Raw genomic sequence first — 25,186 nt, forward strand, 5'->3', positions numbered from 1 at the left:
TAAAATGCTTCGGAAATAAGAGTGGAAATAACTCCGGAAATCGGCAAGTTGGAAACCAGATCGGCACAACGCCGATGCGCAAAATGCGCCGGAATAGTTCTGCGGTCAGAACGACCTGATGTAACGGCAAATGCCATGATTAGGAGGACGAAATGTCCAGCATTCTGACAAATAACAGCGCAATGGTCGCCCTGCAGACCCTCAAGGGGATCAACGCCAATCTCGCAAAGACGCAGGACCAGATTTCGACCGGCAAAACGATCAGTTCGGCGAAGGACAATGCGGCGATCTGGGCGATTGCGAAGACGATGGAAACCGATGTTGCCTCGTTCAAGGCGATTGACCAGACATTGGCGCTGGGCGAATCGACGGTCGCGGTTGCCCGCGCGGCGACGGAGATGATTGGCGATCTGCTCGGCAAGATCAAAACCAAGGTGATCGCCGCGCAAGAGGCGGGAACCTCGGCTGAGGATCGGGTGAAAATTCAGGAAGATATCGACGCGCTGAAGAAATCCATCGCTTCGGCAGTCAGCTCGGCACAGTTCAGCGGCAAGAACCTGATCAACGGGACGACCACCAGCCCGATGAAAGTGCTGTCGTCCCTTGACCGTAGCCTTGATGGCTCTGTCGCCGCAGGCACGATTGATGTCGCGACCGTCGATCTGCGCATGTCGGGCGGTGAAACTTCGCTACCGGTTGCCGGTCTGAACAGCTCGGCCACGGCTGAGGATGGGAATGGCGCGGTAAATATCGGCTTCGCGCTGGCGTTTCAGGGCGGTGCTGGCGCGATTGCGGCGTCGGATCCTGCAGCGGACGCCTCAGACGGGGCGTCCTTGCTTGTCGGTGATGAGATCACGCTTCAGATCGGATCGGATTCCATCAGCTACACGGTTCAGGCCGGGGATGATGCAGCCGCCATTGTGGCAGGTCTCAACGCCCAGAAAACGGCCAATAGTCTGTCCGGTACCCTGGATCAAAGCGGCGGTGTCCTGAACTTCGACGCTGGGACAGGGAATGGCGATATCGACGTGACGCTGACATCGTCCCGGTCGGGTGCGGCGTCTGCATCTGGCGGCGCGCTGGCGGCGCTGAACGACCTTGATGTCACCGTCGATGGCGGGGCGGCAAAGGCCCTGCAGGATATCGAGGGGCTGATGAAGGTCGCGGATGATGCCGCAGCCAGCTTCGGTTCCGCACAAGGACGCTTTGAAACACAGCGCAATTTCATCGGCAAGCTGACCGATGCCATGAAGTCGGGGATCGGCGCGCTGGTTGATGCGAATATGGAAGAAGCATCCGCGCGTCTGCAGGCGCTTCAGGTGCAGCAGCAGCTGGCCACCCAGTCGCTGTCGATTGCGAACCAGGCGCCGCAGGCCCTGCTGTCGCTGTTCCGCTGATCTTGAAGGGGGCGTCTTTTGCGCCCCCTTCCGCCCGGTGGATCGTGAAACAACCACCCCAGTGGCATGTGCCCATGACAGGAGCTTTGAATGAACCAACTCGCGCAGATCGGCTACGCAACCGCACTGGCAAAGGTTGAAACGCAGCGGGAGACCGAGGCGCGTATTCTGACGCGGCTGAATGCGGGTCTGGAACATGCGATGGCGCATCCGGACAGGAATATCCCCGCAACGGTTGAGGCTTTGCATGAGAATGACCGCTTCTGGGCGCATATCGCCGGGGACCTCGCGCATGAAAAGAACGCGCTGCCCGAGGCGTTGAAAGCTGCATTGATCTCGCTCGCCGGGTTCGTCGTCGCGCATTCCGCGAGGGTCAGAAACAGGCAGGCCGGCATTGCCCCGCTGATCGAAATCAACAACGCGATCATCCGCGCCCTGAACGCGACCGGGGTTCAGGAATGACCGGGCTTGTGCTGAAACTCGCCCCGAAAGAGCGGCTGCTGATCAACGGTGCCGTGATCGAGAATGGCGACCGTGGTGCGCGTATTCGCATCAGAACACCGGGCGCGCGCATCCTCCGCCTTCGTGATGCGGTTCACCCTGATGAGGCGACGACGCCCGTGAAGCTGGCCTGCTATGACGTTCAGCTGGTTCTGAGCGGGGATCGTCATCCGGAGGATGGCCACAGGCTGATCCTTGGCCATCTCGAAAAACTGTCACAGGTTTTCGATGATCGTGACAGCAGAACAATCCTGTCGGAGGCGACCGATTCGGTGCTGGCAAAGAACTTCTACCGGGCCCTTCGCCTGCTGCGTGACCTGCTGCCGCGAGAGGCCCGTCTGCTGGCGTCGCGGCAATGAGCCTTGGCGTTTTCACAGGGGGCGGCGGGCTGCCCGGATGGGCGTTGCTCAACCGGACCGGTGCGCGGCAGAAGCGGATGGTCGCGGGTGAGGCCGGGACGCAGCGGGTGACGCAGCATTATCGCGACCGGATCGGCAATATCGGCAAGGCGGATGAACTGCTGACCGACTATAGGCTGCTGACTGTCACGCTTCGCGCTTTCGGGCTTGAGGGCGATCTGAAGAACAAGGCGTTTCTCCGGCAGGTGCTGGAAAGCGACCTTTCAGATCAGCGCAGCCTTGCCAACCGGTTGTCCAACAAATCCTATCGCCGTCTGGCGGAGGCGTTCGGTTTCGGATCACCGACAGGATCGGCGGTTGCGTCGCAGGGCTTCGCCGACCGAGTGGTCACGCAATATGTGCAGCGCGAATTTGAAGCCCGCGTCGGGGCGCGCGATCAGAACCTGCGCCTTGCCCTGAATGCCCGGCGGGAATTGTCGCGGCTGGCCCGGCAGGACACGTCGAACAAAACCAAATGGTACGAGGTGCTGGGCAGCCCGCCCTTGCGCAAGGTGTTCGAGGGCGCGTTCGGTTTCGGCACCGCTTACGCAGGTCTGCCCATCGACAGGCAGCTTGAGGAATTCACCAAGGCTGCGGAAAACCGGCTCGGTTCTTCAGACATATCGCGGTTTTCCGAACCCGATCATGTGGAAAAACTTCTTCGCGGTTTCCTCGTGCGTAGCACGGTCCAGCCTGCCGCAACAAACCGCTTCTCCATTGCCTTGCAACTGCTGGGCGGTCGCTGAGGCATGATGTTGCCGCTGCAGGGCATATTGGCGGGCGCACCACCCGGCGGGATAAAGGGTTGGATCGGCCTGCGGTCGCGTCAGCAATGGCCGGTCGCTTCAGGCTTTGCAGCGGAAACCCCACGTCGTCGGTGCCGCGACTGTCCGACGCCCCCTTGCTTCCCGGCGCTTCTGGACTATAACCCCGGACGATTTGCCGACAGTCACGCGCCAGGGGTCCGCCATGCCGAAGAGAACCGACATCCAGTCCATCCTCATTATCGGTGCCGGTCCCATCGTCATCGGACAGGCATGCGAGTTCGATTACTCCGGTGCCCAGGCCTGCAAGGCGCTGCGCGAGGAAGGCTATCGGGTCATCCTCGTGAACTCGAACCCGGCCACGATCATGACCGACCCGGAAATGGCCGACGCGACCTATATCGAACCGATCACCCCCGGCATGGTGGAAAAGATCATCGCCGCCGAACGCCCCGACGCGCTGCTGCCGACAATGGGTGGGCAGACCGCGCTGAACACCGCGCTGGCGCTGGCAGATTCCGGTGTGCTGAGCAAATATGGGGTGGAGCTGATCGGTGCACAGCGCGCCGCCATCGAAATGGCCGAGGACCGCAAGCTTTTCCGCGAGGCGATGGACCGGATCGGGCTGGAAAACCCCAAGGCCACCATTGTCACGGCCCCGAAAGACGCGAAGGGCAAATTCGATCTGGAGGCGGGCGTTCAGACCGCCCTCGACGCGCTCGAAGATATCGGCCTGCCCGCCATTATCCGCCCCGCCTTCACCCTCGGCGGCACCGGCGGCGGCGTGGCTTACAACCGCGAGGATTATATCCATTTCTGCCGCTCCGGCATGGATGCCTCGCCGGTCGGGCAGATCCTCGTCGACGAATCGCTGCTCGGCTGGAAAGAATATGAGATGGAGGTGGTGCGCGATCACGCCGACAACGCCATCATCGTCTGCTCCATCGAAAACGTCGATCCGATGGGCGTCCATACCGGCGATTCGATCACCGTCGCGCCCGCCCTGACCCTGACCGACCGCGAATATCAGCGGATGCGCAACGGCTCCATCGCCGTGCTGCGCGAAATCGGGGTGGAGACCGGCGGCTCCAACGTGCAATGGGCCATCAACCCCGATGACGGCCGCATGGTGGTGATCGAGATGAACCCCCGCGTCTCGCGCTCCTCGGCGCTGGCGTCAAAGGCGACCGGCTTCCCGATCGCCAAAATCGCCGCGAAACTGGCCGTCGGCTACACGCTGGACGAGCTCGACAACGACATCACCAAGGTCACACCCGCCAGTTTTGAGCCCAGCATCGACTATGTCGTCACCAAGATCCCGCGCTTCGCGTTCGAGAAATTCCCCGGCTCCAAGCCCGAACTGACCACGGCGATGAAATCCGTGGGCGAGGTCATGGCCATCGGCCGTACCTTCCACGAATCGCTGCAAAAGGCGCTCGCCTCGATGGAAAACGGCCTCACCGGCCTCGACGACATCACCATCCCGGGCGCGGCGGAGGAGGGCAAACCCGCCATCATCCGCGCGCTCTCGAACCAGACGCCGGACCGCATCCGCGTCATCGCACAGGCCATGCGCCACGGCCTGACCGACGATGAAATCCACGCTGTCACCGCGTTTGAGCCGTGGTTCCTCGCTCGTATCCGCGAAATCATCGACGCCGAAACCCGCATCCGCGAAACCGGCCTGCCCGACGCCGACGGGCTGCGCGCGCTCAAGATGATGGGCTTCTCCGACGCCCGCCTCGCTGCGCTGACCGGGCGCGACGAAACCGACATCCGCCGCACCCGCCATGATCAGGGCATCAACCCGGTCTTCAAGCGCATCGACACCTGCGCCGCCGAATTCGAAGCGCAGACCCCCTATATGTATTCGACCTACGAATCCCCCGCCATGGGCGATGTCGAAAACGAAGCCCGGCCTTCGGACCGCAAGAAAGTTGTCATTCTCGGCGGCGGCCCGAACCGGATCGGGCAGGGGATCGAGTTCGATTACTGCTGCTGCCACGCCTGTTTCGCGCTGACCGATGCCGGGTTTGAAACCATTATGGTCAACTGCAACCCCGAAACCGTCAGCACCGATTACGACACCTCCGACCGGCTGTATTTCGAACCGCTCACGCTGGAACATGTCCTCGAAATCCTGTCCACCGAACAGGAAAACGGCACGCTTCACGGCGTTATCGTCCAGTTCGGCGGCCAGACCCCGCTGAAACTGGCCAATGATCTGGAGGCTGCGGGCATCCCGATCCTCGGCACCTCCCCCGACGCCATCGACCTGGCGGAGGACCGCGAACGCTTCCAGCATCTGCTGCAGGATCTCGGCCTGAAACAACCTGTCAACGGTATCGCCCATAGCGACGAAGAAGCGCGGGAGATCGCGGCGAAGGTCGGCTTCCCGCTGGTCATCCGCCCGTCCTACGTCCTCGGCGGCCGCGCGATGGAGATTGTGCGGGACATGGACCACCTCAACCGCTACATCACCCATGCGGTCGATGTGTCGGGCAAGAACCCGGTTCTGCTCGACAGCTATCTCTCCGGCGCGATCGAGGTTGATGTTGACGCCCTGTCTGACGGCAACACCGTCCATGTCGCGGGCATCATGGAACATATCGAAGAAGCCGGCGTCCATTCCGGCGACTCCGCCTGCTCGCTGCCGCCCCACACGCTGGATGCGGAGACCATCGAAGAACTGAAACGCCAGACCGTCGCGATGGCTCAGAAGCTTGGCGTGATCGGCCTGATGAATGTGCAATTCGCGATCAAGGACGGCGCGATCTATGTGCTGGAGGTCAATCCGCGTGCCTCCCGCACCGTCCCCTTCGTCGCCAAGGCCACCGACAGCGCCATCGCCTCCATCGCCGCGCGGCTCATGGCGGGCGAGCCGATGTCGAACTTCCCGGCGCGCGAACCCTATCCGAACGGCGTCGGGCCGGAGGAAGACCTGCCGTTTGCCGACCCGATGACACTGGCCGATCCGATCACGCCGTGGTTCTCGGTCAAGGAGGCCGTGCTGCCCTTTGCCCGTTTCCCCGGTGTCGACACGCTTTTGGGGCCGGAAATGCGCTCCACGGGCGAGGTCATGGGCTGGGACCGCAATTTCCCGCGCGCCTTCCTGAAATCCCAGCTCGGCGCCGGCGTCCAACTCCCGCATGAGGGCGCGGTGTTCGTGTCGATCAGGGATGCCGACAAGACCGACGCGCTCGCCCAGGCCGCCCGCGACCTGACCGCAATGGGCTTCTCCATCATCGCCACCAATGGCACGGCGGATTTCCTGGCCGAAAACGGGGTTCAGACCAGCCGGGTGAACAAGGTCTATGAAGGCCGCCCGAATATCGTCGACCGCCTGAAAAACGGCGAGATCGCAATGGTCCTGAACACGACCGAGGGCGCGCAGGCCATCGCCGATTCCCGCGAAATCCGCGCCGTCGCGCTCTACGACAAGATCCCCTACTACACGACCGCCGCAGGCAGCATCGCCGCCATAGCCGCAATCAAGTCGCGGGGCGAAGGCGAGGTCGGGGTGCGGTCGCTACAGGCGTGAGCCGTGGCCGGTGCGTTGAAACGCACCCTACGACACCCCACCTCCGTAGGGTGCGTTTTAACGCACCTTTCTCAACCCATATCACGACGCGTGCAAACCCTACCGCATCGCACCAACCCGCCGAACCCCTCCCATTCCATTGCGGGCCCGAACCCGGTGCGCTGAAGCGCACCCTACGCATCCCGTAGGGTGCGCTTCAGCGCACCACCAACCCCCAAAAACAATCCCCACCCCACACCCCCACTCACCCGTAAGGTGCGTGTTCACACGCAACATCCGCGCCACAAAAAACGACCAGCGCATCGCCCCCCCTACCCATCTTTCACCCGCATCCACGCCATCAAATCCTCCCGCGCCGCCCGGCGTTCATCGCCCATCGGCACACCGTCCTCATCGCTCATCATCCGCGCGCCGTCCTCGCCCAGCGTTTCCTCATATTCCGCCTGCACCCCGCCCCAACCGGGTTTCTGCCCATCGAGCCCCTCCGCCTCGCGCCGTTTCAGATAATCCATCGTCTCCGCCCCGCGCAGCAGCCCGGCCAGACGCGCATGCATGAAACTGCGCAGCACTTCGTTCATGCGCCGTTGCCAACCCGGTCCGGTGTCGCGGAAGAACTGCAAGACGTCACCATCCAACCGGATGGAAATATGTTGCTTCGTCGTCTCCACCCGCTCTGCCGCGATCTCGTGCCAAGTCTCCGGGACACGTCCATCGGTCAGAATGCGCTGATGCAGATCCCATTCCAGCCGGCGCATCGCATCGGCCATGTAGTGATAATTCGCCCGCCGTGTCTGTTCCGCCTTGCCCGTCATGTCGGCCCCCTTTCTCAACCGGCACCATCTTCTCAGGGCCGGTTGAGTCTGGGGTTAATGCGCCGTACGTTGCGTATATACGTTACGCATACGCCTGTGACACGCCTGCACCACGCGCCGAATACGGGCGTCATACGGGTTTTTGCTGGCTCAGGCGACCTGCTTCTGGCCCGGATGCGCGGCAAGCCTATGCGCTGCACTTATCTGCACCGCCGCATCCGCTGCCTCGCGCCCCTTCTCGACAAAATGCGCCGCGAAGAATCCCTGATGCGCCTGCGTCGGCTGGAAATGATGCGGCGTCAGAGAAACCGACAGCACCGGGACCCCGGTTTTCAGCCCCGCCTCCATCAGCCCCGAAACCACGGCCTGCGCCACGAAATCATGCCGGTAAATCCCGCCATCGACGACCAGCGCCGCCGCCGCAATCGCGTCGTATTTCCCGGTCCCGGCCAGCTTTTGCGCCAGCAAAGGCATCTCGAACGCGCCGGGGACATCGAAGACGTCGACCTCCGCGCCGGGTGCGGTTTCGTCCAGTCTCTGCTGGAATCCGGCCAGTGCCTGATCGACGATATCCGCGTGCCAGCCTGCCTTGATGAAGGCGAATTTTGGGGATTTTGTCATTGCTCCAGATCCTTTCCAAATGACAGAATCCCAGAGCGCACAGAGCCCCCGGGCTCGCGCCCGCAGACCCCATTCTCTCCCATCCGGACTGTAACCGTCGGCCCCGGAATTCCACCGGATCTGCTGACCCTCACCAGAGGCGCTCGCGGGCTGTAACCGCCGGTGGGGAATTGCACCCCGCCCTGAGAATGGCCCACGGTTAACGGAACCGGCAGCCAGCGTCAAAGCCAATTTGCCTGTTTCGTTCAGCCCAGCTTGACGTCGGGCCACCCAAGGCAGATGGTCCACGCGAAGAGGTGCCCATGTCCCACACAGCCCAAACCCCGGTCGCTGCGCCGGAACTGACCGTCTGGCCGATCCTCGCCGGGATCAGCCTGTGCCATATGATCAACGACATCATGCAGTCGCTGCTGGCCGCGAATTACCCGCTGTTTCAGGAGGAGTTCGCGCTGCAATTCTGGCAGGTCGGGCTGCTGACCTTTGCGTTTCAGGGCACGGCGTCGGTGTTGCAGCCGGGGATCGGGGCGCTGACGGATCGCAGGCCGATGCCGATGTCGCTGCCCATCGGGATGGGGGCGACGCTGATCGGGCTGGTGCTGCTGTCGCGGGCGTCAAGCTATGGCGGTCTGCTGGCTGGCGCGATGATGATCGGGATCGGCTCCGCCGTGTTCCACCCGGAGGCCAGCCGCGTCGCGCGCCTCGCCTCCGGCGGTCGGTTCGGGACGGCGCAATCGGTGTTTCAGGTTGGCGGCAACGCCGGATCGGCGCTTGGGCCGTTGCTGGCGGCGTTTATCGTGGTGCCGTTCGGGCGCGGCGCGATCCTGTGGTTCTCGGCGCTGGCTTTTCTGGGTGTGGTCATCCTCAGACGGGTCGGGGTCTGGTACGGCAACCGCCTGCGTGACGGGTCTGCACGACGGGTCTCGCGCCGGGTTCACAGCCTGTCGCGACGCCGGGTTCAGGGGGCGATCATCGTGCTGGCGCTGCTGATCTTCACGAAATACATCTATGTCGCCTCGATCACCTCGTTCTACACGTTTTTCCTGATCGAGAAATTCGCGCTGTCCACCCAGCAATCGCAGCTCATGCTGTTCCTGTTTCTGGCTGCGATGGCGGTCGGGGTCATCCTTGGCGGACCATTGGGCGACAGGTTCCGACCGCTGACGGTGATCTGGATTTCCATCCTCGGCGCGCTGCCCTTTACGCTTGCGCTGCCCTATGCGGGGCTGGCGGCGACCGGGGTTCTGACGGTGGTGATCGGGGTCGTCATGGCCTCGGCCTTTCCGGCCATCGTGGTGTTTGCGCAGGAGTTGGTGCCGGGGCGCGTCGGGCTTATCAGCGGGATTTTCTTCGGCCTCGCCTTCGGCATGGGCGGCATCGGCGCGGCGGCGCTTGGCCTGATCGCCGATGCGAAAGGGGTGGAGTTCGTCTACCGGGTCTGCGCCTGGCTGCCGCTGGCCGGGGTTCTGACGGTTCTGCTGCCGCGCGGTTCGGCGATGGCGGCGGCAGAGCTTGGCGATGGTCCGGAGAAGTCCCGCCGAGCCTGAGTTCGCGCCGGTCACGGCATTGTTTTCAGCGATGGCTTGCCGGAAAGGGCTGCACGCGGCACCCTGTCCATAACAGCGTAGACAGGAGATCGTGATGACCGACAGCATCAGAAAGTCCTCTGAACTGAGCCGGCGGGCCCTGGTTGCCACGGCCGGGGCGGCCTCGCTCGCGGCGTCCCTGCCGCGCGTGGCTGCGGCGCAGCAGCCCCATCCGAACCCGATGCCGGAGGAAATCCGCAAGGTGCTGGAGCGCAATCCCGGCCTTCCGGTCCTCGGCAATCCGAACGGGAACATCACGCTGAGCGAGTTCTTTGACTATAACTGCACCTTCTGCCGCCGGAACATGAAGGATGTGCAGCGGCTGATTACCGGGGACGATCAGCTTCGGGTGGTGTTCCGCGAATGGCCGGTGTTCGGGGACGGGTCGATGTTCGCGGCGCAGGCCTCTCTGGCGTCGCTGAAGCAGGGGAAATACTGGCAGTTCCACTCCGATATGATGGAGATGAACGGCCGCGCGGAGGAGGCGACGGTGCTGCGCAGCGCGCGCAATGTCGGGCTGGATATCGATAAGCTGCGCGCTGACATGGAAGCGCCGGAGATTATCGAGCAGATTTATGAGTCGATGGACCTTGCCGACACGATGAGCCTGTCGGGAACGCCGACCTTCATCGCCGGGCACGAAGCGGCCTTCGGGCTGATGAGCCTTGACGATCTGCGCAGTCTGGTCGCGAAGGCGCGGGAAGACCTGCTGTAGTGCCATTGACGGGGCGGGTCGCGCGGATCAATCTGTCGCGGCAACTCAATGGAGGATAAGATGACCAAACATTTCGCACTCGCGGCAGCCGCTCTGGCCGCGACCACGGCGCTCGCCTCGGCCGCGGACGTCAAAATGGGTTATGCGCTGTCTGAAAACAGCCATTACGGCGCGGGCGCGAAAGCGTTCGACGAGACGCTGAAGGCCGAACTTGGCGATGCGTTCACGGTCCAGCACTTCCCGTCCTCGGGACTGGGGGGCGAGCGTGAGGTTATCGAGGGGATGCAGATCGGCACCATCGACGCGACCATTGCCAGCTCCGGCACGCTGTCGAATTTCGTGCCGGAGGTCGGGGTGTTCGACATTCCGTTCCTGCTGCGCGATCTGGAACATGCCCGCACCGTGCTGGACGGCGAAATCGGCGACGAGATGCTGGCGAAATTCGACGATGTCGGCCTGCACGCGCTTGCCTGGGGCGAGCAGGGGTTCCGCCACATCACCAACAGCCGTGGCCCGATTGAAACGCCTGACGATCTGGAGGGGCTGAAGATCCGCACCATGGAGAACCCGGTCCATATCAAGGCGTTCGAGGCCCTGGGTGCCGCGCCGACCCCGATGGCCTGGCCGGAGGTGATCCCGGCATTGCAGCAGGGCGCGATTGACGGGCAGGAAAACCCGCTTTCGGTGATCGTGTCGGCCAATCTGAACGAGGTGCAGGACTTCGCGTCGCTGGACGGCCATGTTTATTCGCCCGCGATCGTGATGCTGTCCGGCCAGCTTTGGGATTCGCTGGACGACACCCAGAAAGCGGCGTTCGAGAAGGCCGGTGATGCTGCCGTCGTCGCAATGCGCGACTATGTGGATAATGTCGAGGTCGAGGGCATCGAAGCGCTGAAAGAGCGGGGGATGCAGGTCAATATCCTGTCGGGTGAGCAGAAGAAGCTGTTCCAGGACGCGCTTGCGGATGTGTATGTCGATTACGAGGCGGAGTTCGGCAAGGAACTGATGGACAATATCATCGCCACCGAATGAGGTCAGCGGTTGGGTTCTGACCCGGTCCATGCACAAGCCTGTCCGCGTCATTGCGGGCAGGCTTTGTTGTTTTGGGCCGGGAATGATCCTGTGACAGCTTGCCGCGCGCGAAAATACCTGTGGAAAACTTCGCCGGTTCTTCGTTTGTGACGCCGTGATGACGGAACTTCCAAAAGTTTCGGGTGTCTCTAAACTCACGCTATTTCAGTGTGATGCGACGATATTTGCAAGTGAGCGCCGGGTTTGGCGACGAATCGGGTTTGGGCAAAATGTCGCAGGCAACTCATACAAAAATACAGGCGCCCGATTGGGCGCCTGTGGATAACCTTGTGGGGAAAGGTTAAGGTCTCAGACCGAGTAATACATCTGATATTCGACCGGATGCGGGGTATGCTCGTAGGCATAAACCTCTTCCCATTTGAGCGCCATGTAGCCCTCAAGCTGGTCGCGGGTGAACACGTCGCCCTGAAGCAGGAAGTCCATGTCCTTCTCCAGCTCCTCAAGCGCTTCACGCAGCGAGCCGCAGACGGTCGGGATCTCTGCCAGCTCTTCCGGGGGCAGATCGTAGAGATCCTTGTCCGAGGCGGGGCCGGGGTCGATCTTGTTCTTGATCCCGTCGAGACCGGCCATCAGCAGCGCGGCGAAGCACAGATAGGGGTTGGCGGACGGGTCGGGGAAACGGGCCTCGACGCGCTTGGCCTTGGGGCTTTCGGTCCACGGGATCCGCACGCAGCCCGAACGGTTGCGGGCCGAATAGGCGCGCAGAACCGGGGCTTCGAAGCCGGGGATCAGGCGCTTGTAGCTGTTGGTGGACGGGTTGGTCAGCGCGTTCAGCGCCTTGGCGTGCTTCAGGATGCCGCCGATGAACCACAGCGCCTCCTGCGACAGGTCGGCATATTTGTCGCCTGCGAAAAGCGGCTTGCCGTCCTTCCAGATCGACATATTGACGTGCATGCCCGAGCCGTTATCGCCCTTCATCGGCTTCGGCATGAAGGTCGCGGATTTGCCATAGGCATGCGCGACATTGTGGATCACATATTTGTATTTCTGAAGGTGATCGGCCTGTTCGGTCAGTTCACCGAAAACCAGCCCCAATTCGTGCTGGGCGGAGGCGACTTCGTGGTGGTGCTTGTCCACCTTCATGCCGATGCGCTTCATGGTCGACAGCATTTCGCCGCGGATATCCTGACCGGCGTCGATCGGGTTCACCGGGAAATAGCCGCCCTTGTGACCGGCGCGATGTGCCTGGTTGCCCATCTCATATTCCGCGTCGGTGTTCCATGCGGCGTCCGCAGCGTCGATCTCATAGGCCACTTTTTGCGGCGTGACCGAATAGCGGACATCGTCGAACAGGAAGAATTCGGCTTCCGGGCCCCAATAGGACACGTCACCGATGCCGGTCGAGCGCAGATAGGCCTCGGCCTTGACGGCGGTGCCGCGCGGGTCGCGGGCATAGGGTTCGCCGGTGTCGGGCTCAACCACGTTGCAATGCACGCAGAGCGTTTTTTCCGCATAGAACGGGTCGATATAGACGCTGGCCGCATCGGGCATCAGCTTCATGTCGGACTGGTCGATGGACTTCCAGCCGGCAATCGACGAGCCGTCGAACATGAAGCCTTCCTCGAAGAAGTCCTCATCGACCTCATCATTGATCAGCGTAACGTGCTGGAGTTTACCCTTCGGGTCGGTGAAGCGGACATCGACATATTCGACCTCTTCATCCTTCATCATCTTGATGACGTCTTCGACTTTCATGGAGCCTTTCCTTCTTCAAAGAGGAACCGGCCACAGGCCGGTCCCAAGCAATTTGGGTTGTTCGGAATACAGAGTCGAGTGCGATCAGACCGCGTCGTCGCCGGTCTCCCCGGTGCGGATGCGGATCGCCTGATCTATGGGGGAGACGAAGATCTTGCCGTCGCCGATCTTCTCCGTCCGCGCGGCAGAGACGATGGCCTCGACCGCGGAGTCGATCTGGTCGTCGGGCAGGATCATCTCGATCTTGATCTTGGGCAGGAAGTCCACGACATATTCCGCCCCGCGATACAGTTCCGTGTGGCCCTTCTGGCGTCCGAAACCCTTGACCTCGGTGACGGTCAGCCCCTGAACGCCGACTTCCTGAAGGGCTTCCTTCACGTCGTCCAGCTTGAAGGGCTTGATGATCGCTTCGATCTTCTTCATCGTGGTGATCCTTCCTGCGCTTGTCTTTGCCCTCATTGCCGGTTTTGGCCGCAGCCGTCCACGCGCGGCGCGTAAACGATGGGCGTCAAAACAGGAAAGAGGGAAGCGAAAGTGCAAATCATACGCATTGTGATGAAATACTAGGCAGACGATTCATGATGCCGTGCCGACTGGTGAGTCGCGCGGATGACAGCTTTCCACCTGATCCGAGCCAAATAAAAAGGCCGCACCCCGAGGGATGCGGCCTTTTCTTATCGGATGACCAGTCGGATCAGAGTTCGTCGAGCGCTTCGACGGCTTTCTCCAGATCTTCCTTGCTCACTTCCTTCTCGGTCACTTCCGCCTGCTCGGCGATGTGATCGACAACCTTATCCTCAAACAGCGGCGCGCGAAGCTGCTGCTGCGCTTGTGCGTTCTGCTGAATGAACTCGAAGAACTGGCGTTCCTGACCGGGGAACTGGCGGGCCTGATTCATGACGGCTTGAGTGAATTCCTGATCGGAGACCTGCACTTCGGCCTTCTGACCGATCTCGGCCAGCAGCAGGCCCAGACGGACGCGGCGTTCGGCCAGTTTCTTGTGCTCGTCGGTCGGCTCGATCTCGCCGTGGTTGTGGCCCTGCTCTTCCGGGTGTTCTTCGTGCCAGAGCTGGTGCGCGATCTGACCGGCTTCGGCTTCGACCAGAACTTCGGGCAGGTCGAACTTCACCTGATCGTCAAGCTGATCCAGCAGGCCGCGCTTCATAACCGCGCGGGAGGCGCCTTTATACTCGGCCTCCAGACGCTCGGTGATCTGTTCCTTCAGCTTGTCGAGCGATTCGGCACCGAAACGCTTGGCCAGCTCATCGTCGATCAGCGCGTCCACGGGCTTTTTCACGGCTTTGACGGTGGTTGCGAAAACCGCGTCCTTGCCGGCCAGATGTTCCGCGCCATATTCCTCGGGGAAGGTCACCTTCACTTCGATGTCGTCGCCCGATTTCGCGCCGATCAACTGGTCCTCGAAACCCGGGATGAAGCTGTTGGAGCCCAGCACCAGCGGGTAATCTTCCGCCGCGCCGCCTTCAAATTCCTCACCATCAACCGAGCCTTTGAAGTCGATCACGACCTGATCGTCCTTCTCGGCCTTGGCGTCGGCTTCCTTGTCCTCATAGGCGGTCGCGTTTTTCGCCAGCCCTTCGAGGGCTTCGGTCACCGCTGCTTCCTCGGCCTTCACAACCAGTCGCTCCAGCTTGAGCGTGGACAGGTCGACTTCCGGGATGGGGGGCAGGATTTCGTAGGAGACGTTGACCACGACGTCATCGCCTTCTTTCCAGTTCTCACCATCTTCCATCTCGATCTTCGGCTGAACCGCAGGACGGTCGCCGGATTTTTCGAGGTGATCGCGCAGCGCGCCGTCGATGGATTCCTGCATGGCGTCGCCCATGACGCGCGGGCCGAACTGCTTTTTCAGCATGGCCATCGGGACTTTGCCCTTGCGGAAACCCTTCATTTCGATTTCAGGCTGGGCTTCTTTCAGCTTGGCATCAACGGTCGCGGCCAGATCGGCGGCCGGGAGGGTCAGTTGGTAGCCGCGCTTGAGGCCGTCGTTCTGGGTCTCTGTGACCTGCATGTTACATCCTTCAGTCATGGTGCGGGTGGAGGGACTTGAACCCCCACGCCTTGCGGCGCCAGAACCTAAATCTGGTGCGTCTACCAATTTCGCCACACCCGCAATGTCTCACAGGGCAGGCCGCCAAAGCCCACCCGAAATCCGCGTCGTTCTAGCAAAGCGCCTCGCGAGGTGCGAGCGGAAAATCAAGCCATGTTGCGCAGGATCGCCGGAATTTCCTCCGGCAGATCGTCTGCGATCAGCCCGGGTCCGAAATGCCGGGCGCAGGCGGCGTGAATCGTGGCCCCCGTTTCGGCTGCGTCAAGCGGGGCATGACCGCGCGCGAGCAGCCCGACAATGATCCCGGTCAGCACGTCACCCGCACCGGCGGTCGCCAGCCACGGCACATCATGCGCGGAATGGAGCCGGGTTTCGCCGTCAGGTGCGGCAATTGCCGTGTCCGGGCCCTTCAGCAGAACCGTCGCCCCGCATTCCTTCGCGGCGCGGGATGCTGCCTGCAGATGTGCCTCCGGCGTATCGGCAAGACCCTGGGCGATTGCCGGGAACATGCGCGCAAACTCTCCGCGATGCGGGGTCAGGATGATGTCTGGGCGCAGCTTCAACGGCTCGCGCGCAAGGGCTGACAGGGCGTCGGCATCCAGAACCGCTGGCAGGCCGGTATTTACAACCTCGCGCATCAGCATGGCCGCACGTCCCGCGCTGCATCCCGGACCCATTGCGATGGCGGTGATTCGCTTGCTGACGATGGTGCCGTGCAATTCGCCAATCGTGTTGACCGGCTGCCGCATGAGGGCGTCGGGCTGGAAAGCGTGCTCGATTATCGCGCTTCTTGGCGGGGCAACCGTGACCAGCCCTGATCCGATTCGCAACGCTGCCCGCGCCGCAAGCCGCGCGGCCCCGCCATGTCCCATCGATCCCGCGATGACCAGCGAATGACCATGCTCGTATTTATGTCCCTGCGTTTTCTGTAGTTGATTTTCGGCCGGCCGCTGCAACGTCATTTACCCTTCCCTGCAAAGCGCTCAGATGGCGCTCGCTCACTGAATTAAGCTCGGCGCCGACCATGATAACAATGGATGCAATCCAGAGCCACATCATGAGTGCGATCACGGCGCCGAGTGTGCCGTAAGTCTCATTATAGCCTGCAAAATTTGCTGCATAAAATGAGAATGCCACCGATGCGACAACGAGTCCAATGGATGCGAAAAGTGAGCCGGGAGAAAGAAGCCGGAAGCGTGCCTTGCCGCGACTTGGCCCCCAGCGATAGAGCGCCGCGATGGCGAAGATCAGCACGCCGAACATGATCGGCCAGCGGATCAGGCCGACGGAGGATCTGGTCTCTGCCGGAATTGGCAGCCAGTTCAGCACGGCTGGCAGCACCGTGATGGCGGCGATCATGGCGATGACAAGCGCGATGGCGCCCAGTGTCATGCCAAGTGAAACGACCGTCAGCATCACGAAACCCCTTCTCTCGCGCTGCATCCATGCGACATTCAGCGCGTCGATAAGGGCTTTCATACCACCATTTGCTGACCAAAGCGTTGCCAGCAACCCGGCGATACCGGCAAAGGAGAGCGCCGTTCCGGGGGCGTTGACGATCGAATTCACCTGACCGCTTATGATGTTGTAAGCGGATGGCGGCAGGAATTCTTCCAGCAGGGTCAGATTATCGGCAATCGCTTCCGGGTCGGCGACAAGGCCGAAAATCGACACCAGCGCCGTGATCGCCGGGAAAAGTGCCAGCAGGCTGAAAAACGTCACCCCGCCCGCGATGGAGGTCACGCGGTCCTCGCTGATTTTACGCACCGTCTGTTTCAGCACCTGCCACCATTCGGAGGGGCGCATACCCCACGGTGATGTCGGGGCATCCGGACGCGGTACGGGAAGGCTGTGTTGATCCTTACCGCGTTGACTGTTCCCGGTGCGGGGCTCTGGATAGCGGTCGAGGCCGATGCGACGGCGGGTCTCCTCCGGGAGCGGGCCGAAAAGCGCGTCGGAGATCGAACGTTCAGGTCGTTTCGCCATTCCGTTCCGTTCAGAGCCGATGTGTCCGGATGTCGTCGGGTCCGGGCTTCGGCGCGGCTTCCCCGGACGGTGCGCTTTTGGCCGAATCATCGCTGCCGGATTTGCGGTTGCCCCAGACCTCGCCGACATTGTCGGCTGCATTCAGGAAATCGCGAATGATGCCGTCAGCTTTTCCGGAGACCTGCTGGAAACCGTTGACCGCTGCATTGGCGGCAACGACCAGCCCGGTGATATTGGTGGCCAGTTGCCCGGCACTTTCGGCAAAATCCGCAAGGAAGCTGCGTTCGGGTTCGGGCTTTCTGCGGCGCGGGCGGGCAGGGCGGGTGCCCTCGGTGCGGCGGTCATCGTCGTTGTCCTCGCGGTAGGTGTGCGGGCGCTTGGGGTAGCGTTCTTCAGCCTCCGTTCTGGCGTAACGCGCTGCCTGTCGCCGGGGCTGCCTCGCCTTTCCGTCGTCATCATTGCCGGAGATGGTGTCTACCACGGCCCGTGCCGCGAGGATGCCGAACGCCGTCGTCGCTGCCGCCGCGACACCGACGCCGCCCCAGATCACCCAGCGTGGCGCGCGCTGGCCCGCACCTTGCGGCGGAACGCGACGACGGGGTGCCGTGTCGTCGGTGTCAATATGGCCCTCCGGGACGGGGCGCGGACCGTGAGGGGTGTCTGAGGTCACATCAGCGAAGCGCGACATGGAGGTTCCTTTCGCAATAACTGTCGCGTGAAACGAACTGAAACCGGGTTTCGTTCCAGACTAACGGGCTGACAAATCGCAATCGGAAACGCAGCAGGAACCTCCGGCAGCTTCCACGCCTGCCCGATATGGAAAAAGCCGCGCCATATTTCGGGCGCGGCTTTGATGTCGTGACGGCGCGCGGGCTTACTCGCCCGAATTTGCCGTGGTTTCCGGTGCTTCCGGTGCGAGATCTTCGTCTTCGCGCGAGGCGGAGCCGATGTCGTCGAACAGCTCGGCGATCTCGAATTCGGCAGCGGCGTCTTCTTCCGCAGCCAGATCCTGGATCGACTTGCCCGACGCCTGAAGCTCGGCCTCTTCGTTCGAGCGGGCGACGTTCAGCGTGATCTCGGCTTCGACTTCCGGGTGCAGGACGACCTGAACCTTGTGCAGGCCGAGTTCCTTGATCGGCGCGCCCAGAACGATCTGCTTGCGGTCGACGCTGTGGCCCGCCTCGGACGCAGCATCAGCCGCATCACGCGGGCTGACAGAGCCGTAAAGCGCACCGGCATCGGACGCCGAGCGGATGATGATGAAGGTTTCGCCGTTCAGCTTGTCGGCGACGGTCTGAGCATCGGCCTTGCTCTCGTCGTTCTTGGCGACGAGCGCGGCTTTCTGCGCTTCGAAGGCGGCGATATTGGCGTCAGAGGCACGCAGCGCCTTGCCCTGCGGCAGCAGGAAGTTGCGGGCGTAGCCTTCTTTGACCTTCACCACTTCGCCCATTGCGCCAAGCTTGGCGACGCGTTCCAGCAGGATGACTTGCATCTGTCTTCCTCCTTATTTCACGACGTAGGGCAGCAGCGCCAGGAACCGCGCGCGCTTGATGGCCTGCGCCAGCTTGCGCTGGTTCTTGGCCGAAACGGCGGTGATGCGCGACGGCACGATCTTGCCGCGTTCGCTGATATAGCGCTGCAGCAGGCGGGTGTCTTTGTAGTCGATCTTGGGGGCGTTATCGCCGCCGAACGGATCGACCTTGCGACGACGGAAAAACGGTTTGTTCGCCATGTCTCAGATCTCCTTAATTGTCGCGGTCGCGACGCTCGCGGCGTTCGCCACGCTCTTCGCGTTTCTGCATCTGGACGGAGGGGCCTTCTTCGTGGGCGTCGACCTTGATCGACATCACGCGCATCACGTCGTCATGCAGACGGGCCAGACGCTCCATTTCCTGCACGGCGGCCGAGGGGGCGTCGGTGCGCAGGAAGGCGTAGTGACCCTTGCGGTTCTTGTTGATCTTGTAGGCGAGGGTGCGGACACCCCAGTATTCGCTGTCGATCACCTTGCCGCCATTATCGGCCAGCACGGTGGAAAAATGTTCGATCAGCCCTTCGGCCTGTGCGTTCGACAGGTCCTGACGGGAGATCATCACATGCTCGTAAAGCGGCATGTCAGACCTTTCAGTTTCAGGGCGGCTTCAACGGCGGGAAAAACCCCTTCCACGCCCCGCCACGAGAGGCTCAGCCGGTTTCGCGATTGCGGAAGGATGCGGCTTTATAGCGGGGAAAGGCGCGATTGCAAGGCGATTCGTGCTTTGCGATACCCCGTCTCATGCAGGAAGGGCCGCCCAGGCGAGGCGGCCCCCGGTTCGTTTGCTGATGAGCCCTTACTGCACCATCGAAACCGGCGCAGGCGTGGTCTCGCTGCGCGGCGGCAGGACCGGGTGTTCGATCCGTGGCTGCTCGCCGGTCAGGGCGCCGAGGAAGGCGACGATGTCATCGGCCTGCTCATCCGTCAGCACCGTGCCGACCTGCGAGGACGACATGATCTGTACCGCTTCATCCAGATCCCAGACCGCGCCGGAGTGGAAATAAGGTGCGGTCAGCGCGACATTGCGCAGCGGCGCGGCGCGGAAGACATATTCGTCATCGGCGGTTGCGGTCACGGCGAAGCGGCCCTTGTCGCCTTCGGGCAGGATGCTGCCGCCGGGGCGCTCCACGACGCCGAACGGGTGATAGCTTTCGCCGCCGAGATTGACGCCGTAATGGCAGCCGACGCAGCCAGTGTCGATGAAGGCCTGCAAACCCGCGACCTGTTGCTCATTCATCGCCTCAAGATCGCCTGCAAGAAACTGGTCGAAGGGCGAGTTCGGCGTAATCAGCGTTGCTTCGAACTGCTCGATCGCCACGGCGAAGTTCTCGAAACTCACCGGATCGTTGCTGCCGGGGAACGCCGTCTCGAACTCCTCGACATAGGCGGGCATGGATTGCAGCGTTTCCAGCAGCCTTTCGGGCGTGTTGTTCATCTCGACCGAGGCTTGCAGCGGGCCTTTCGCCTGTTCGGCCAGATCCGGGGCGCGGCCGTCCCAGAACTGCGCGATGTTGAACACGGCGTTCAGCATCGTCGGTGCGTTACGCGGCCCCTTCTGCCAGCCATGCCCGATGGAGGTCGGCAACTGGTCCACGCCGCCAAGCCCGACATTATGGCAGGTCTGGCAAGAAATAAGCTGCGATGCGGACATGCGCGGATCGAAGAACAGTTTCTTGCCCAGCTCGATCTTGTTTGCATCAAGCGGCACGGATTCCGCGCCTTCGGGATTGGGCAGCGGGATCGGCTCAGCCGGGATCGGCATGAAAAGCGCCGCCGCGCCTTCCTGCAGTTCCTTAACGTCAATCGGTTCGGCCTCTTGCGCTAGGCTTGGCGAGGCCGCCATGCCGAGCATCGCCAAAATGAAGGGAATGCGCATATTCTGCTCCTTGGGGATTACCTGGGGGCTCGCGTTTCCTGAACGGAATCATAGGGCAGCGGGCACGACGCAGGTATGACTGAGATCAAATAACCGGCCAGTTGAGCGAGGGAAAAGTTATGGCACTGGAAGACGCGAAACATCAGGTGGATCAAGCGTTCACACGCGAGGATCGGCGGGGGCTCAGCTTTGAAAACGCGTTTGGCGGCGCGACGTCGTTCCTGCGTCGACGTTATACGAAAGATGTCGGCGGCTATGCGCTTGCCGTGACGGGCATTCCCTTTGACCAGGCAGTGACGAACCGCCCGGGCGCGCGTTTCGGTCCGCGTGCCATCCGCGAGGCAGCGACGCTTCAGGCCTTTGATCCGCCGTATGGCTGGGGCTATGATCCGCTGTCCGAACTCGCCATCGCCGATGCCGGTGACATGGCGTTCGACTATGCCAATACCCGCGAGGTTCCGGCCCGGATCGAGGCGCATATCGGCGGGTTGCTGGATCAGGGTGCGGGGACGATCACCCTGGGCGGGGATCATTTCATCACCCTGCCAATCCTGCGCGCCTATGCGCTGCGGCATGGCCCGCTGGCGCTGATCCAGTTCGATGCGCATTCCGACACATGGGCGGACGACGACCCCGACCGGATCGACCACGGCACGTTTCTTTACAAGGCGATCCGGGAAGGCGTGGTCGATCCGGCGGCGAGCGTCAGTGTCGGGATCAGAACCGACAACCCCGATACGCTTGGCGTCACGATCCTCGATGCTCCGTCGGTCCATAGGGATGGTGTGGAGGCAACGCTGGCCCGCATCCGGCAGGTCATCGGTGATCGTCCGGCCTATATCACCTTCGACATAGATGCGCTCGACCCCGCTTTCGCGCCCGGTACTGGCACGCCGGTCTGGGGCGGGCTGGCGAGCTGGCAGGCGGCGGCGCTGCTGCGGGGGCTTGCCGGGGTGCATCTGCTGGGCGGCGATGTGGTCGAGGTCTCGCCGCAATATGACACCACCGGGGCGACGGCGATTGCCGCGGCCCATGTCGCGACGGATCTGATCTGCCTTTACGGCTGGACACGGCGGTAGAAACTAAGAGTCATAGTAGAGCGACCAAGAGGGATTGTTAGTAGATGGCTGAAAAAGATATTTGGGATAAATTTGATATCATTGGAAGAATAACGGGAGCGATATTGATTCCCGTTGCCGTTGCGTACTCTGCGTTTACTTGGAATGCGCAACGAACCCAGTCACAAGTGATGGCAACAATGGCCCAAACCGCTACGCTAATATTGAGTACTGAGACCTCACCAAATGCTTCCGTGGAAGAAATGAACGCGCTCAACATACTGAAGAGTTGGGCGATCACCGTACTACAATACCCGGAACGACCACATTCCCTAAGTGATGAAGCTGCAGCGGAGTTGAAGTCTATGACACTAGGTCGATATGTCAGGCCGATCTTTGAGGTCGAGCCTGTTGTCGAAGTTGAGCCGCTCATTTTGGACTTACCGGTCATTGTAGAACAATATGCCTCACAACCCGTGCAACAATAGCGGGAAGCGGTACTGCATTGACCATTACTAACTCCTGGCGGTAATCCCAACGGATGCTTCCTGAAGACCGCCTTGCCCAGATCACGCAGCGTTTCGAGTTTCTCGAAGCGCAGTTGAATGCCGGACCTTCCGCCGATGAAATCGCGGCCATCAGTCGCGAATATGCGGAGCTGAAACCTGTCGTGTCGCAAATCGCCGAATGGCGGGCCGCGCGTGAGGGGCTGGAGGAGGCGCAGCTTATGCTGGCCGACCCGGATATGCGAGAACTGGCTGAGGAGGAAATTCAGCGTCTGAAGGATGCGCTGCCGGATATTGAACAGAAGCTGAGCATTGCCCTGCTGCCCAAGGACGCGGCCGACGCCCGGCCTGCGATCCTTGAAATCCGTCCGGGAACGGGGGGCGAGGAAGCAGCGCTTTTTGCCGGCGACCTGCTGTCCATGTATCGCCGCTATGCGGAAGGGCAGGGCTGGGATTTTCAGCTTCTGGAACTGAGCGAGACCGAGCTTGGCGGGATCAAGGAAGCCGTCGCCCGGATCGAGGGCGAAGGCGTGTTCGCGCGTCTGAAATACGAATCCGGCGTGCATCGGGTGCAGCGCGTACCGGAAACCGAATCGGGCGGGCGCATCCACACATCCGCTGCGACGGTTGCCGTGCTGCCGGAAGCAGAGGATGTGGAGATCGACATTCCCGCTGGCGACATCCGGATCGACACCATGCGGGCCTCTGGTGCGGGTGGCCAGCACGTCAACACCACCGATTCGGCGGTGCGGATCACCCATTTGCCGACCGGGATCGTCGTCACCAGCTCAGAGAAATCGCAGCACCAGAACCGGGCCAATGCGATGGCGGTGCTTCGCGCGCGGCTTTATGAGATGGAACGCGAGCGGGCGGATACGGAACGCGCCGCTGACCGCAAGACGCAGGTCGGCAGCGGCGACCGTTCGGAGCGGATCCGGACCTATAATTTCCCGCAAGGAAGGATGACCGATCACCGGATCAATCTGACGCTTTACGCTCTGGACAAGGTCATGGCGGGCGATCTGGCGGAGATCATCGACGCGCTGATTTCCTACGATCAGGCGGCGCGCCTCGCCGCGCAGGCATGACCGGGCCAAGCGGGGCCGATTTGTGGGCCGACGCAATCGCACGGTTGTCTGATGCCGGTGTTGAAGACCCGCAGGGCGATGCGACGCGGCTGATGATGGCTGCGCTGACGCGGGTTCTTGGCAAACAGGTCAAGCGTCACCATATGAGGGATCACCTGAATGCGGAGGCCCCGCCGGAATTGATCCCTGCCTATCGGGATATGATCGAAGCGCGCACCGCGCGCCAGCCGGTCAGCCAGATCATCGGATATCGCTCTTTCTGGAAACATGATTTCAGCGTGTCACGCGATACGCTCGACCCGCGTCCGGAGACGGAATTGCTGGTCGAAACGGCGCTTGAACTGCCTTGGGACAGCGTGCTGGATCTCGGGACGGGAACCGGCGCGATCCTGATTTCGCTGTTGGCGGAGCGTCCGGCTGCGCGCGGCCTCGGTACGGATATTTCGCAAGGCGCGCTTTCCGTCGCCCGTGACAATGCGCAACGGATTGGGGTGACGGCAGAGTTTGCGGTTGCGGACTGGTTCGACGGGGTCGACGGTCGGTTCGATCTGATCGTGTCGAACCCGCCCTATATCGCGGCGGATGAAATGGCGGCGCTGTCCCCCGAGGTCCGGGAATGGGAGCCGCGTCGCGCGTTGACGGATGAGGCGGACGGGTTGTCGGCCTATCGCGTGATTGTGGCAGGGGCAAAGGCGCATCTGAACCCCGGCGGTCATGTGCTGGTCGAAATCGGTTGGCGACAGGGCGGTGCCGTTTGTGCGCTGTTTGAGGCTGTCGGGGCGAAGACCCGCATCCTTTCCGATCTCGACGGTCGTGACCGTGTGGTCCATGCCGCATTTTAACGTTTAATTCGCCAAATTTTTGCCAAAAACGGAGAAACACGCCATATTCCTTCTTAAAACCTTCATTTTTCGCTTGTCACGGCGCGTCTGCCGTGGTTATTCGGAGTTGTGTGTTGGTGGACATGGTTCGCCGCACCGATCAGCCACGACATTGCCGACGTCTGGGTGCGGGAGAACCCGCCAGAGCGGCCTGACGCAGATTGTTGGTGGCAAGTGAACCATTCCAGACGGCTGGATAAAGTCAGACAGATGAGATCATCCAAATCCCGTTCGCGTTCGAAGTCGAACCGTCAACGCTCCCTTGGTAACATTGTCAACCGGGTCTTCGATTCGTCGGGGCCGGAGGGCAAGGTGCGCGGTACGCCGCAGCAGATTATTGACAAATACCTCACGCTCGCCCGCGATGCGCAGCTTTCGAATGACCGCGTGGCGGAGCAGGCTTTCCTGCAACATGCCGAACACTACACCCGCCTGCTGGGCGAGGCGCAGCGCGAGCAGGCGGAGCGTCAGCAGCAGAACCAGCAAAATCACCAGAACCACCAGAACAATAACGGTCAGCGTGGTGACGGCGATGGCGAGGAAAACGGGCATCAGCAGGGCCGTGACCAGCGGGGGAACCGGTCGGACCGGAACGGTTTCGACCGCAACGGGTCAGACCGGAACGGCTCGGAGCGCAATGACCGTGCCGAGGCCGATGATGCGCGCCGCAGCAACCGGGGCGATAATCGCAACGGCCATCGTGGCGAGAAGTCCGAGGATGCGACGGTCGCGAATGCGGCGCCGGCCGCAGAAGGGCTGCCCGACGTGATCTCTGCAGTTGATGGGCCGATTGAGACGCAGGCCCCGAATTCGGCTGAGGTTGCTGAGGACGCGGAGGCCGCACCCGCCCCGAAACCCCGCACACGCCGTGCCAGCACGGGCGAGCCGCGTGGCCGGAAGCCGAAGGCGAAACCTGCCGACGACGCGGCCGAGGACAAGCCGGCGGAGAAGAAACCGGCCCGCAAGCGCGCCTCGAAAAAAGCTGCGGAAGAGATGGCTGAGGACAGCGTCCCGGCGACGGAAACCTCCGACGAATAACTCCGGGCGGCTTGGTTGAATACGGGAAGGTCGGG

General features: G+C 62.0%; 24 protein-coding genes, 1 tRNA gene, 1 pseudogene and 1 riboswitch. Of the genes and pseudogenes, 13 read left to right on the top strand and 13 right to left on the bottom strand.

All coding sequences use genetic code 11. From position 1 onward, the window contains the following. The first annotated feature begins 152 nt into the window (after positions 1-152). The 5 genes from PAF12_RS00085 (at position 153) to carB (ending at position 6,601) form a co-directional block, all read left to right on the top strand. A complete protein-coding gene (locus tag PAF12_RS00085; protein ID WP_271107995.1) occupies positions 153-1,397 on the top strand; it encodes a flagellin in 1,245 nt (414 codons plus the stop codon). 90 nt (positions 1,398-1,487) lie between these two features. After that, entirely contained in the window at positions 1,488-1,859 is a 372-nt protein-coding gene (gene flaF / locus PAF12_RS00090) for a flagellar biosynthesis regulator FlaF (protein ID WP_271107996.1), read from the top strand. After that, positions 1,856-2,257, top strand: a complete 402-nt coding sequence (flbT, locus tag PAF12_RS00095) for a flagellar biosynthesis repressor FlbT (protein WP_271107997.1) — start codon at positions 1,856-1,858, stop codon at positions 2,255-2,257. Before flaF ends, flbT begins: the two co-directional genes overlap by 4 nt. Continuing rightward, the gene (locus PAF12_RS00100; protein WP_271107998.1) at positions 2,254-3,042 is read left to right on the top strand and encodes a DUF1217 domain-containing protein; all 789 of its coding nucleotides are present in this window, start codon (positions 2,254-2,256) and stop codon (positions 3,040-3,042) included. Before flbT ends, PAF12_RS00100 begins: the two co-directional genes overlap by 4 nt. A gap of 223 nt (positions 3,043-3,265) precedes the next feature. Next, the gene (gene carB, locus PAF12_RS00105) at positions 3,266-6,601 is read left to right on the top strand and encodes a carbamoyl-phosphate synthase large subunit (protein WP_271107999.1); all 3,336 of its coding nucleotides are present in this window, start codon (positions 3,266-3,268) and stop codon (positions 6,599-6,601) included. Positions 6,602-7,161: 560 nt separating this feature from the next. On the opposite strand, the pseudogene PAF12_RS18955 reads toward carB, so the two are convergent. Both PAF12_RS18955 and PAF12_RS00115 read right to left on the bottom strand, forming a co-directional pair. Next, positions 7,162-7,413: pseudogene (locus PAF12_RS18955) on the bottom strand (BrnA antitoxin family protein); the annotation flags it as partial. A gap of 150 nt (positions 7,414-7,563) precedes the next feature. Then, complete coding sequence (locus tag PAF12_RS00115) at positions 7,564-8,034, bottom strand: 6,7-dimethyl-8-ribityllumazine synthase (RefSeq protein WP_271108001.1); 471 nt, start codon at positions 8,032-8,034, stop codon at positions 7,564-7,566. 67 nt (positions 8,035-8,101) lie between these two features. Continuing rightward, positions 8,102-8,228, bottom strand: a riboswitch (FMN riboswitch). Between the two features lie 108 nt (positions 8,229-8,336). Between PAF12_RS00115 and PAF12_RS00120 the strand changes: the two genes are divergently transcribed. From PAF12_RS00120 to PAF12_RS00130, 3 genes are all read left to right on the top strand, one after another. Continuing rightward, positions 8,337-9,578 carry an MFS transporter gene (locus PAF12_RS00120; RefSeq protein WP_271108002.1) on the top strand — a complete coding sequence of 414 codons (1,242 nt, stop codon included), beginning with the start codon at positions 8,337-8,339 and terminating at the stop codon, positions 9,576-9,578. Between the two features lie 94 nt (positions 9,579-9,672). Next, positions 9,673-10,332 (top strand): DsbA family protein, encoded by a 660-nt coding sequence (locus tag PAF12_RS00125; protein WP_271108003.1) that lies wholly within the window; start codon positions 9,673-9,675, stop codon positions 10,330-10,332. 60 nt (positions 10,333-10,392) lie between these two features. Then, positions 10,393-11,364 carry a TRAP transporter substrate-binding protein gene (locus tag PAF12_RS00130; RefSeq protein WP_271108004.1) on the top strand — a complete coding sequence of 324 codons (972 nt, stop codon included), beginning with the start codon at positions 10,393-10,395 and terminating at the stop codon, positions 11,362-11,364. Between the two features lie 348 nt (positions 11,365-11,712). On the opposite strand, the gene glnA is transcribed toward PAF12_RS00130, so the two are convergent. The 11 genes from glnA to PAF12_RS00185 all read right to left on the bottom strand — a co-directional run bounded on the left by glnA (position 11,713) and on the right by PAF12_RS00185 (position 20,580). After that, positions 11,713-13,119 (bottom strand): type I glutamate--ammonia ligase, encoded by a 1,407-nt coding sequence (glnA, locus tag PAF12_RS00135; RefSeq protein WP_271108005.1) that lies wholly within the window; start codon positions 13,117-13,119, stop codon positions 11,713-11,715. Positions 13,120-13,203: 84 nt separating this feature from the next. After that, on the bottom strand, positions 13,204-13,542 hold the full coding sequence (locus PAF12_RS00140) for a P-II family nitrogen regulator (protein WP_271108006.1): 339 nt from the start codon (positions 13,540-13,542) through the stop codon (positions 13,204-13,206). Positions 13,543-13,813: 271 nt separating this feature from the next. Next, the gene (tig, locus tag PAF12_RS00145; RefSeq protein ID WP_271108007.1) at positions 13,814-15,148 is read right to left on the bottom strand and encodes a trigger factor; all 1,335 of its coding nucleotides are present in this window, start codon (positions 15,146-15,148) and stop codon (positions 13,814-13,816) included. A gap of 17 nt (positions 15,149-15,165) precedes the next feature. Further along, a tRNA-Leu gene (locus PAF12_RS00150) sits at positions 15,166-15,250 on the bottom strand. Positions 15,251-15,333: 83 nt separating this feature from the next. Then, a complete protein-coding gene (locus tag PAF12_RS00155; RefSeq protein ID WP_271108008.1) occupies positions 15,334-16,149 on the bottom strand; it encodes an NAD(P)H-hydrate dehydratase in 816 nt (271 codons plus the stop codon). Beyond that, positions 16,097-17,302, bottom strand: a complete 1,206-nt coding sequence (locus tag PAF12_RS00160; protein ID WP_368045149.1) for a YihY/virulence factor BrkB family protein — start codon at positions 17,300-17,302, stop codon at positions 16,097-16,099. Before PAF12_RS00160 ends, PAF12_RS00155 begins: the two co-directional genes overlap by 53 nt. Then, positions 17,184-17,861, bottom strand: a complete 678-nt coding sequence (locus PAF12_RS00165; protein ID WP_271108009.1) for a hypothetical protein — start codon at positions 17,859-17,861, stop codon at positions 17,184-17,186. The genes PAF12_RS00160 and PAF12_RS00165 overlap by 119 nt, the downstream gene beginning before the upstream one ends. Positions 17,862-18,047: 186 nt before the next feature. Further along, on the bottom strand, positions 18,048-18,665 hold the full coding sequence (gene rplI / locus PAF12_RS00170; protein ID WP_271108010.1) for a 50S ribosomal protein L9: 618 nt from the start codon (positions 18,663-18,665) through the stop codon (positions 18,048-18,050). Between the two features lie 12 nt (positions 18,666-18,677). Then, positions 18,678-18,905 (bottom strand): 30S ribosomal protein S18, encoded by a 228-nt coding sequence (gene rpsR, locus PAF12_RS00175; protein ID WP_090520233.1) that lies wholly within the window; start codon positions 18,903-18,905, stop codon positions 18,678-18,680. A gap of 13 nt (positions 18,906-18,918) precedes the next feature. Continuing rightward, positions 18,919-19,284, bottom strand: coding sequence for a 30S ribosomal protein S6 (gene rpsF, locus PAF12_RS00180; protein ID WP_271108011.1), 366 nt, complete (start codon positions 19,282-19,284; stop codon positions 18,919-18,921). Between the two features lie 216 nt (positions 19,285-19,500). Continuing rightward, on the bottom strand, positions 19,501-20,580 hold the full coding sequence (locus PAF12_RS00185) for a cytochrome-c peroxidase (protein ID WP_271108012.1): 1,080 nt from the start codon (positions 20,578-20,580) through the stop codon (positions 19,501-19,503). Positions 20,581-20,699: 119 nt separating this feature from the next. Here PAF12_RS00185 and speB point away from each other — a divergent pair, with 119 nt between their 5' ends. The 5 genes from speB (at position 20,700) to PAF12_RS00210 (ending at position 25,151) form a co-directional block, all read left to right on the top strand. Continuing rightward, entirely contained in the window at positions 20,700-21,659 is a 960-nt protein-coding gene (gene speB / locus PAF12_RS00190; RefSeq protein ID WP_271108013.1) for an agmatinase, read from the top strand. Positions 21,660-21,703: 44 nt separating this feature from the next. Next, a complete protein-coding gene (locus tag PAF12_RS00195) occupies positions 21,704-22,126 on the top strand; it encodes a hypothetical protein (protein WP_271108014.1) in 423 nt (140 codons plus the stop codon). A gap of 53 nt (positions 22,127-22,179) precedes the next feature. Continuing rightward, entirely contained in the window at positions 22,180-23,232 is a 1,053-nt protein-coding gene (gene prfA / locus PAF12_RS00200) for a peptide chain release factor 1 (protein ID WP_271108015.1), read from the top strand. Beyond that, positions 23,229-24,074 carry a peptide chain release factor N(5)-glutamine methyltransferase gene (gene prmC / locus PAF12_RS00205; protein ID WP_271108016.1) on the top strand — a complete coding sequence of 282 codons (846 nt, stop codon included), beginning with the start codon at positions 23,229-23,231 and terminating at the stop codon, positions 24,072-24,074. Before prfA ends, prmC begins: the two co-directional genes overlap by 4 nt. A 249-nt stretch (positions 24,075-24,323) precedes the next feature. Further along, the gene (locus PAF12_RS00210) at positions 24,324-25,151 is read left to right on the top strand and encodes a DUF4167 domain-containing protein (RefSeq protein ID WP_271108017.1); all 828 of its coding nucleotides are present in this window, start codon (positions 24,324-24,326) and stop codon (positions 25,149-25,151) included. Positions 25,152-25,186: the final 35 nt, after the last annotated feature.

It is taken from the genome of Paracoccus sp. SCSIO 75233, assembly GCF_027912675.1.
Lineage (GTDB): Bacteria > Pseudomonadota > Alphaproteobacteria > Rhodobacterales > Rhodobacteraceae > Paracoccus.

Coding starts and splice junctions, on each gene's coding strand:
- PAF12_RS00085 (WP_271107995.1), top strand. CDS start 153: ATGTCCAGCATTCTGACAAATAACAGCGCAATGGTCGCCCTGCAGACC.
- flaF (WP_271107996.1), top strand. CDS start 1,488: ATGAACCAACTCGCGCAGATCGGCTACGCAACCGCACTGGCAAAGGTT.
- flbT (WP_271107997.1), top strand. CDS start 1,856: ATGACCGGGCTTGTGCTGAAACTCGCCCCGAAAGAGCGGCTGCTGATC.
- PAF12_RS00100 (WP_271107998.1), top strand. CDS start 2,254: ATGAGCCTTGGCGTTTTCACAGGGGGCGGCGGGCTGCCCGGATGGGCG.
- carB (WP_271107999.1), top strand. CDS start 3,266: ATGCCGAAGAGAACCGACATCCAGTCCATCCTCATTATCGGTGCCGGT.
- PAF12_RS00115 (WP_271108001.1), bottom strand. CDS start 8,034: ATGACAAAATCCCCAAAATTCGCCTTCATCAAGGCAGGCTGGCACGCG.
- PAF12_RS00120 (WP_271108002.1), top strand. CDS start 8,337: ATGTCCCACACAGCCCAAACCCCGGTCGCTGCGCCGGAACTGACCGTC.
- PAF12_RS00125 (WP_271108003.1), top strand. CDS start 9,673: ATGACCGACAGCATCAGAAAGTCCTCTGAACTGAGCCGGCGGGCCCTG.
- PAF12_RS00130 (WP_271108004.1), top strand. CDS start 10,393: ATGACCAAACATTTCGCACTCGCGGCAGCCGCTCTGGCCGCGACCACG.
- glnA (WP_271108005.1), bottom strand. CDS start 13,119: ATGAAAGTCGAAGACGTCATCAAGATGATGAAGGATGAAGAGGTCGAA.
- PAF12_RS00140 (WP_271108006.1), bottom strand. CDS start 13,542: ATGAAGAAGATCGAAGCGATCATCAAGCCCTTCAAGCTGGACGACGTG.
- tig (WP_271108007.1), bottom strand. CDS start 15,148: ATGCAGGTCACAGAGACCCAGAACGACGGCCTCAAGCGCGGCTACCAA.
- PAF12_RS00155 (WP_271108008.1), bottom strand. CDS start 16,149: ATGACGTTGCAGCGGCCGGCCGAAAATCAACTACAGAAAACGCAGGGA.
- PAF12_RS00160 (WP_368045149.1), bottom strand. CDS start 17,302: ATGTCGGCGAGGTCTGGGGCAACCGCAAATCCGGCAGCGATGATTCGG.
- PAF12_RS00165 (WP_271108009.1), bottom strand. CDS start 17,861: ATGTCGCGCTTCGCTGATGTGACCTCAGACACCCCTCACGGTCCGCGC.
- rplI (WP_271108010.1), bottom strand. CDS start 18,665: ATGCAAGTCATCCTGCTGGAACGCGTCGCCAAGCTTGGCGCAATGGGC.
- rpsR (WP_090520233.1), bottom strand. CDS start 18,905: ATGGCGAACAAACCGTTTTTCCGTCGTCGCAAGGTCGATCCGTTCGGC.
- rpsF (WP_271108011.1), bottom strand. CDS start 19,284: ATGCCGCTTTACGAGCATGTGATGATCTCCCGTCAGGACCTGTCGAAC.
- PAF12_RS00185 (WP_271108012.1), bottom strand. CDS start 20,580: ATGCGCATTCCCTTCATTTTGGCGATGCTCGGCATGGCGGCCTCGCCA.
- speB (WP_271108013.1), top strand. CDS start 20,700: ATGGCACTGGAAGACGCGAAACATCAGGTGGATCAAGCGTTCACACGC.
- PAF12_RS00195 (WP_271108014.1), top strand. CDS start 21,704: ATGGCTGAAAAAGATATTTGGGATAAATTTGATATCATTGGAAGAATA.
- prfA (WP_271108015.1), top strand. CDS start 22,180: ATGCTTCCTGAAGACCGCCTTGCCCAGATCACGCAGCGTTTCGAGTTT.
- prmC (WP_271108016.1), top strand. CDS start 23,229: ATGACCGGGCCAAGCGGGGCCGATTTGTGGGCCGACGCAATCGCACGG.
- PAF12_RS00210 (WP_271108017.1), top strand. CDS start 24,324: ATGAGATCATCCAAATCCCGTTCGCGTTCGAAGTCGAACCGTCAACGC.